The 7,531-nt window shown below is 30.4% G+C and carries 5 protein-coding genes; 2 read left to right on the forward strand and 3 right to left on the reverse strand.

The window, feature by feature from the left end:
* The first annotated feature begins 314 nt into the window (after window positions 1-314).
* On the forward strand, window positions 315-2,369 hold the full coding sequence (locus Q0138_RS08000) for an FAD-dependent oxidoreductase (RefSeq protein ID WP_297983136.1): 2,055 nt from the start codon (window positions 315-317) through the stop codon (window positions 2,367-2,369).
* A 278-nt stretch (window positions 2,370-2,647) separates the two neighbouring features.
* Here Q0138_RS08000 and Q0138_RS08005 read toward each other — a convergent pair whose 3' ends face one another.
* From Q0138_RS08005 to Q0138_RS08015, 3 genes are all read right to left on the reverse strand, one after another.
* Complete coding sequence (locus Q0138_RS08005; RefSeq protein WP_297983138.1) at window positions 2,648-3,193, reverse strand: nitroreductase family protein; 546 nt, start codon at window positions 3,191-3,193, stop codon at window positions 2,648-2,650.
* 123 nt (window positions 3,194-3,316) lie between these two features.
* Window positions 3,317-4,273, reverse strand: a complete 957-nt coding sequence (locus Q0138_RS08010; RefSeq protein WP_297983141.1) for a cell wall biosynthesis protein — start codon at window positions 4,271-4,273, stop codon at window positions 3,317-3,319.
* Window positions 4,274-4,629: 356 nt separating this feature from the next.
* A complete protein-coding gene (locus Q0138_RS08015) occupies window positions 4,630-5,691 on the reverse strand; it encodes an mRNA surveillance protein pelota (RefSeq protein WP_297983144.1) in 1,062 nt (353 codons plus the stop codon).
* A 405-nt stretch (window positions 5,692-6,096) separates the two neighbouring features.
* Between Q0138_RS08015 and Q0138_RS08020 the strand changes: the two genes are divergently transcribed.
* Window positions 6,097-7,404, forward strand: a complete 1,308-nt coding sequence (locus tag Q0138_RS08020; protein WP_297983147.1) for a prephenate dehydrogenase — start codon at window positions 6,097-6,099, stop codon at window positions 7,402-7,404.
* Window positions 7,405-7,531: the final 127 nt, after the last annotated feature.

Below are 7,531 nucleotides of genomic sequence, written 5' to 3' on the forward strand. Positions count from 1 at the left end.
AATCCCCAATCCCCATATTAATAGATTTAATTTTAAATTAATTCTTAAACAATCACATAAATAAAAAAATTATAATATTAAATTTATCAAAAATCACAATGTCAAAAAATATTTTTTTAATATCATTACTAATAATATTTTCATTTCTTATCATAACAATATCCCCAACAATAATCCTTCCTTTTTCATACAAGAACAAAAAATCTTCAAATAATTTAAACTCCTTCGAATCCCAACTAGATAATACAATCTATACCACAATGAAAGTTTACAATCAAGAAATAGATTTTCATATAACCATGGAGCGTTACCCGATGTACATTTCTGATAACATTTACAAAAAATTCGACTCCTCCGACACAAACAAAAAAGAACCAGCAAAATTATATTCCTTAGATCAAATCGGAATAAATCGCGCTTCTTTAATAAATAAAACAATCACGGTAAAATCGAATTACTCTGAAAAAAATGAAATCAAAGAAATAAATATTTTTCGTACGAGAAAATTCTTAAACGTCTCGGAATATGTCAAAAATCGAATGGGATATGCCACTGAAGAAGCTGAAATCGGTTTTAATATTGTACGAGGTTCCCAATATCAATATGTCGAAGAGACTGAAAATGATATAGATTCAGAAACAATGAAGGAAGATTATCAACGAGATAAAGATAGAGAAAAGGCTTATGATGAATTATATGGAAAAAATAAAACGAAAGAAACTGATAATATTAAAGGATATGACCCAATGAATGAATATAATCCGGATTATAACGATGATGACTCTGATAATAAACGACCATATAATGATGAGGAATTAGAAGAAATTTATGAGAATTATACTAATACTAATAAAAATAATGGAAACAAAAATAATAATAATAATGGTAATAAAAAGAATGAAAATGAAAATTTTGTCGGGAATGGTTTATTCAAAGAAGAATCGGCGAATTTAATTACGCAATTAAAAAAAAGAGATAAAATAAATTCATATGTGTTTTCGATAAAATATACTAATGATGATAATGGTGAAATAATTATTGGCGATTTGCCTCATGAATATTCCCCTAATAAATATTCATCTCAAAATTATTTTTTCGATACTGTTTCTATAACGAAAGAACCCCCTTTCAATTGGCATTTCACTTATGATAAATGTTTATATGGAGAAGAAGAAGTGGATAAATCTAATATGGTTAAATTATCGATTGATTTCGGATTTATTAAAGGAAATATTGAACTGGATTATAAGGCTGCATGCGATGGAGTTAAAAAAACCCAAAAACTTCTCCGCAAACTTAATCAGGAAGAAAATGAAGGCGTAAACAATAAGATTGTCTATGGAGAAGCTAGCGTTGAAGTGACAGATGATGAAAGAATTCTTGTAAGAATTGAACGTGACAATGAAAATGAGCTTCAAAGGGATGAATTCAAGGAATCTGAAGATGAACTCATATATGAGGCTGAAAACCTGCTTATTGCAACAGGTGGCAGACCATTTATTCCAAATGTCAAGGGAGCAGAGCATGCCTTAACAAGTAGTGATGTGCTTAACTTAGAGGAAATTCCATCCAAATTAAACATTCTTGGCGGAGGAATTATAGCAACAGAACTTTCAAATCTCTTCAGCAGTTTTGGAAGTGAAGTGAAAATAATCGCAAGAAGTAAAATCCTTAAGGATTTAGAGGAAGAAATCAAGGAATACGTTACTGGCAGACTCATCAGCGATGTTGAAATTCTTGAGGATGCAAATGTATTGGAAATCAAGGAAAACAGCATCATTACAGACAAGGGTGAGTTTGAAGGTAAAACCTTGATAGCCACAGGCAGAATCCCTAATTCAGAAATTGTTGCAGACATTGTAGAGTTAAATGATGACAATTCAATCAAGGTCAATGAATTCATGCAAAGTTCAAATCCCCACATATATGCTGCAGGAGACGTAACTGGAAGAATAACCTTAACACCGGTTGCAAGAAAAGAGGGAATAGCTGCAGCAAGAAACATGGCAGGATACTTGAATAAGGCAGAGGACATCATTGTTCCACAATCATTAACATTGGATATGGATGTTAGTTTCACTCAAAGGAAAGACAATGATGCAGAAACAGAGGATGTCATTATTCCAGGCCTTGCAGGACCTAATGCATTCTGGAGACTTTCACATGGAGGAACCGGAAGAACAAAGGTTTCAATAAACAAAGAGACTGAAGAGATTGAAAGGGTCAGTTCAATTTCACCATCTTCAATAGATGACACTGCATATCTTGCATTTTTAATGAATTTAGGAATTGGAAAAGATGAATTTGATCAATTCCTGGAAGTACATCCATCAACTGACGCTTATTATAAGATTCTTAAAATTATGTAAATCATAAAATAAGGATTTTATGCTTAAAATAAAAAATTAAAAATAAAAATAAACATGTGCATTAGGATAAAATGAGAAATTTTATCCTAAAAATTTTTTAAATTGAAAAATAGTTTTTATAAATACGAATAAATTAATTTAATATGTTTTAAAACACATACGAAAAAGAAAAACATAAAAGAAAGAATAAAAAACCTAAAAAAGAATAAAAACAATAAAAAAAGAAAAATAATAAAAATAAACAATAAAAATACTTTAAAAAATAGAAAAAAAGAAAATTATTTTAACCAATTGATTAAAACGTCTTTTCTTGGGTTTGGTTGGTTTTCATTTACCTTATAACCTAAGGAAACACCATATAAAGGAGTGTAACCTTCAGGAATGTGTAAAGTTTTTAAATTTTCCTCAACACTGAAGTAAGCTGTAATTAAACCTAACCAACAGGATCCGATGTCCAAACCTTCAGCAGCAAGAAGCATGTTTTCAATAGCTGCAGAACAATCTGCTTGCATATTACTTGCAGTAGACTTAGCAGAAACAATAATAACTGTTGGAGCATTGTGCATAACATTTTTATCAGATTTACCGATAGCTTCAAGGAATTCGTCACCGGAACTTTTTAAAATCTCATGAACGGATTTGTTTATATCATCTAAAAGTTCCTTATTTTGAACTACAGTAAAATGCCATGGAGCTTCTCCCCTTGCAGTAGGAGCCATAATAGCTGCATGTAATATCTTTTCAATATCTTCGTCTTCAATTTGTTCTTGCTTGTATTCTCTTACGCTTCTTCTACCTTTAATTACCTCAAATACATCTGCCATAATTACACCTCATGAAATTTAAAATAATAATAATCATAAAGAAAAAATTATATTAAAAAATCAAATTTTAAATTTAAAAAAAATCATAAAAAATGATTAAATTAAACATAAAACAATTTTTAATTAATAATTTCTTCTTAAATCAACTCTTTTAGTTCTAACATCCTTAGCCACTACCTGATCAAGATTTGGAGAATATGGATTATAAAGCAATCTTCTAAATCCAAGTAAAATCAAGATAGGATTATCGATTTCATACTGATTGGTTCCAAGAATAATCTTTCTAAATAGGTCTCCCAATCCACCTCCAGTCAAGACATCCATAAATAAGTCACCGAAGGTCGGATTAATAATATGCAATTTATTGATAAGGAATCTGGATAGGTGATATCTTCTTATATATGCAATCAATGCAGTAGTTACAATAAATAAGATTAAAGTGCCAAAGAATCCTCCAAGAACATAAAAACCAATTCCCAATGCTATGGCAAAAGTGTGGTTTCCCACTTCACCTAACATGATTTTACCTGCAAAATCAAGTGGAGCATAAGCTATCGCAGTTACAAGTAAAAGCAAAGGAACATAATATGCAGGAATCTCTTGGAAAGGAGCTACACCTAAAATAAGAACTGCTAAAAGAGTAAAGAAACTCATGATAATTGTAACACTTACACAGCTTCCAGGCTGCATATCTGCAATGTTTAATGGCTGAATCAATAATGCTACCAAAATTGATGAAAGACCCATAAGCGGATAACCTAATCCAATTACACACAACATACCGATTCCGCGTACAAGCTGACCTATTTCAATCGGCAAGTTAGCGATTTTACGTCTGCCTACAATATCATCAATTAATGCACATAATCCCATGACCAGAACCAAATCATTAAAGCCAGCAGGTAAAAAAAGACTTATTAGGATAAATGGAACTATACCTATTGCACGTGGAGTTCCACCACGAACAGTTTCATACAGATTGCCCATAAAACCTCTTTTACCTAAGAAACGGAATATAATATTCAATAGGGCGGTACCTAGAAAACATAAAATGAATACCATTAATAATTCTACAATCATGTCTATAAACCTTAATTTTTTTATAAATAATTCATTAAAATTAAAATTCCAATTGGAATTTTTTCTAAAAATCTCAAAAAAATGAGATTGGATTAAATAAATAGTACTTATAATATATAAATTTTATAGTATATATTTTTTATAAATTGAATAGCTAAAAATTAAATTTAAAAAAATACTTTTTATAAAATCAAATAGGTAAAAATTAAATTTAAAAAAAATTTTTATAAATTGAATAGCTAAAAAAAATGATTTTAAGAAGATTTTCAATAAAATTCATTCATAATTGATTAAAAAAAAATAGATTAAAATTTTCAGATTCTGAAATGAAAATATTTAGATTTCCCAATCTTAAATCAGGAAATCGGATACCTTAAGGTAGAAGCCAAACCGCCTAAAGCCTCAAGTTGTTTTCCGCCTTCATGTTGACTGCTAACAACCAAAACTTCTCCAGACATGTTTTCAACCATGTCCATTGCATTTTCAAGGTTTTCACGTCTGACCAGATTGTCCAAAACCAACAATTTATCTACAGCACCCATATTAATAGCCATTTCAACTTCCTTTTTGCCATAAACAACCAAATTAGAACCTTTGGCAATATCTGATAAAATATCATTTACAGCAGAAATCTCATAGGCAACCCTATTTTCGGTAGTCAACTTCTCAATTGTTCCCTTTCTTAAAAGTTCATTAATGCCTACACGACCGCCGGTACCTGTAGATTCCAAAACAACCTTTTTAGCCAAATCAGGGCTTTTAGATTCCAAATACTTAAAGAAATCATTTTTATAAAAACCGGGACCTGCCAAAACAACTGTTTGAATATTGTCAAATTTTAAAATATAATCAATTATGCTTTGATAGAACTTTTCAATGTTTTTATGCCTATTCTTATCCAAAATACGTTTTCCAGAAATATTACCGTGAATAGGCCCATAATACTCAACTCCAAATTGTCTTATCAAGCCAAAAACCGCTGTATCATCTTCAATAACAACAATTATTGCAGACAATTTTTTACTTGCATCAATAGCTCTTTGAACTCTGTCCAAAGCATATTGAGACCATTTTTCCTTTTTAATACGAAGAGTGTTGTTCAATTTGGCTTCAATTGTATGGTGAGATCCAAGAGGTACAAATTCTTCAGGACCTCGAACAATCACACCGGTTAAGCGTAATTTTCCAGTGAAAAGGTGAAAACTAACACTTTCAACTTCTATACCTAAAATAAAAGTCTTTTTAACGCCCCTATCACCTCTAATCTTCTCCCCACTAGTGTCTTGAATTCTTCTTGTAGTTCTAGCAGAGACAATGTCTCCCTCTGCTATAATGTGGGAAAGATGCCATAAATCATCCAAGGTTTCTGGAAAAACTTCAACCATACCCTTTGTTTCATCTTCTTCAGTAATTTTCATAAAAAACATTCCTGGAAATAGAAAAATAAACAAGTTAATAAAAATTATTATAAACTTTATAAAACAATATAAAATATAGTACTTTATTTATATAAAATTAATTAAATTATGAGTCTGTTGAAAACCTATTTTAAAAATTTATTTTATTTATTCAATCTGTTATTTTAAAAAATTTTTATAAAAATTTTTAGGATTTCAACAAGGCCAAAATTATTTTAAATATCTTAAAATTAATTCTTAAATTAGAATTTGAATAATGAATATAAAGATTATTTACATTTTTATTAATGAAAGCATCATTTATAAAGATTATTATTTTATGAATGAAAAAAAATAAATAAATAAAAACATAATATTTATCAAGATTAATTTTAAAAATATCTAATAAAAAATAGAAGGCATAAAATGAAAATTGGAATTATTGGAGGAACCAGAGGGCTTGGAAAAACAATAGCTTGGCATTGTAAAAACCATGACCTTGACGTTACAATCACTGGACGTGACATTGCTGTAGGTAGTGGAGTCAGTGAAGAGCTTGGTGTAAAATACTCCCACAACAACGAGGAAACAGTTAAAAACAGTGATATAGTCATTATTTCAGTCCCTATTTCATCTACAGAATCAGTCATTGAGGAATTGGCACCCTTCATGAAGGATGGGGCTGTAATCTTGGATGTCACTTCAGTCAAGGAAGGACCATCCTACAAGATGAAGGAATGCTTAAGAGACTCTGTCGAATACATTCCAACCCACCCAGTATTCGGTCCAAGAACCTTTGACTTAAGTGGACAGATAGTGGTTTTAACCCCTCTTGAAAAAGGAAAATGGTATCCTAAAATATGTGAATACCTTGAGGGCTTAGGTCTTAGAATAATTGAAACCACTCCAGAACATCATGACAACATGATGGGAATCGTCCAGGTTTTAACTCACTTTTCATACATTTCAACTGCATCTGCAATTGAAAAGCTTCAAATTAACATTAAAGAGACAGAAAACTACGAAAGTCCGATTTACAACCTTATGATTGATACGATTGCAAGGATTGTATCCCAAAACCCTTATCTTACCTATTCAATACAGCATGAAAACAAGAATGGTGAAAAGATAAGACAAGCCTTGGCTGATGCCATTGAAGAATTGAAGGAAGCCCTTTCAAGAAATGATGAGGACAAATTTGTTGAAATTGCGGTAAAGGCAACCAAACATATGGGAGACATTCAAGGAGCATTAGGTAGAAGTGACAAGGCAGTCAATTCACTTACCCAAGAGTTGAATACCCTTAAAAAATCAATAGGAAAAGAAATCGGCCTAAAACATATTTATTCAGAAAAAATACATGTAGGAACTCTTGAAGAGTTGGATTTTGAATTTGCATACATTAGAGACATAAATAAAAAGTTAAAAAGACTTAAAATAGCAAATGTTGAAATCCTAAAGGATGAGGAATTGTTTAAATGGAAAGTGAACAATTTCAAAATAGAAAAACAGGACATCAGTTGTGTTTTCAAAAAGAATTCCAATCCGGAAACTATAAAAAATACCTTAAACAAGATTACAGACATTACCAATGTTGAAATTGCAGACATCTATGAAGGACATCAGATTGATGATAATGAAATCAGTTACACATTTAAAATAGATTCTTTAAGCAAAGAAGGTATTAAGGAGTGTAAAGAAGTTCTTGAAGGATTTGGCGGAATAATCCGATAAATGAAAAATGATCTTAAGAGGTTTTAAACTGGGATAAAATAAATAATGCTCTTAAGAGACTTAAACCTAAAATAGAATAAAAATAAAACTCTTAAAAAGACTTAAACCTAAAATAGAATAAAAATAA

The sequence above is a fragment of the uncultured Methanobrevibacter sp. genome (assembly GCF_937906425.1).
In the GTDB taxonomy this organism is placed as follows: Archaea; Methanobacteriota; Methanobacteria; order Methanobacteriales; family Methanobacteriaceae; genus Methanobrevibacter.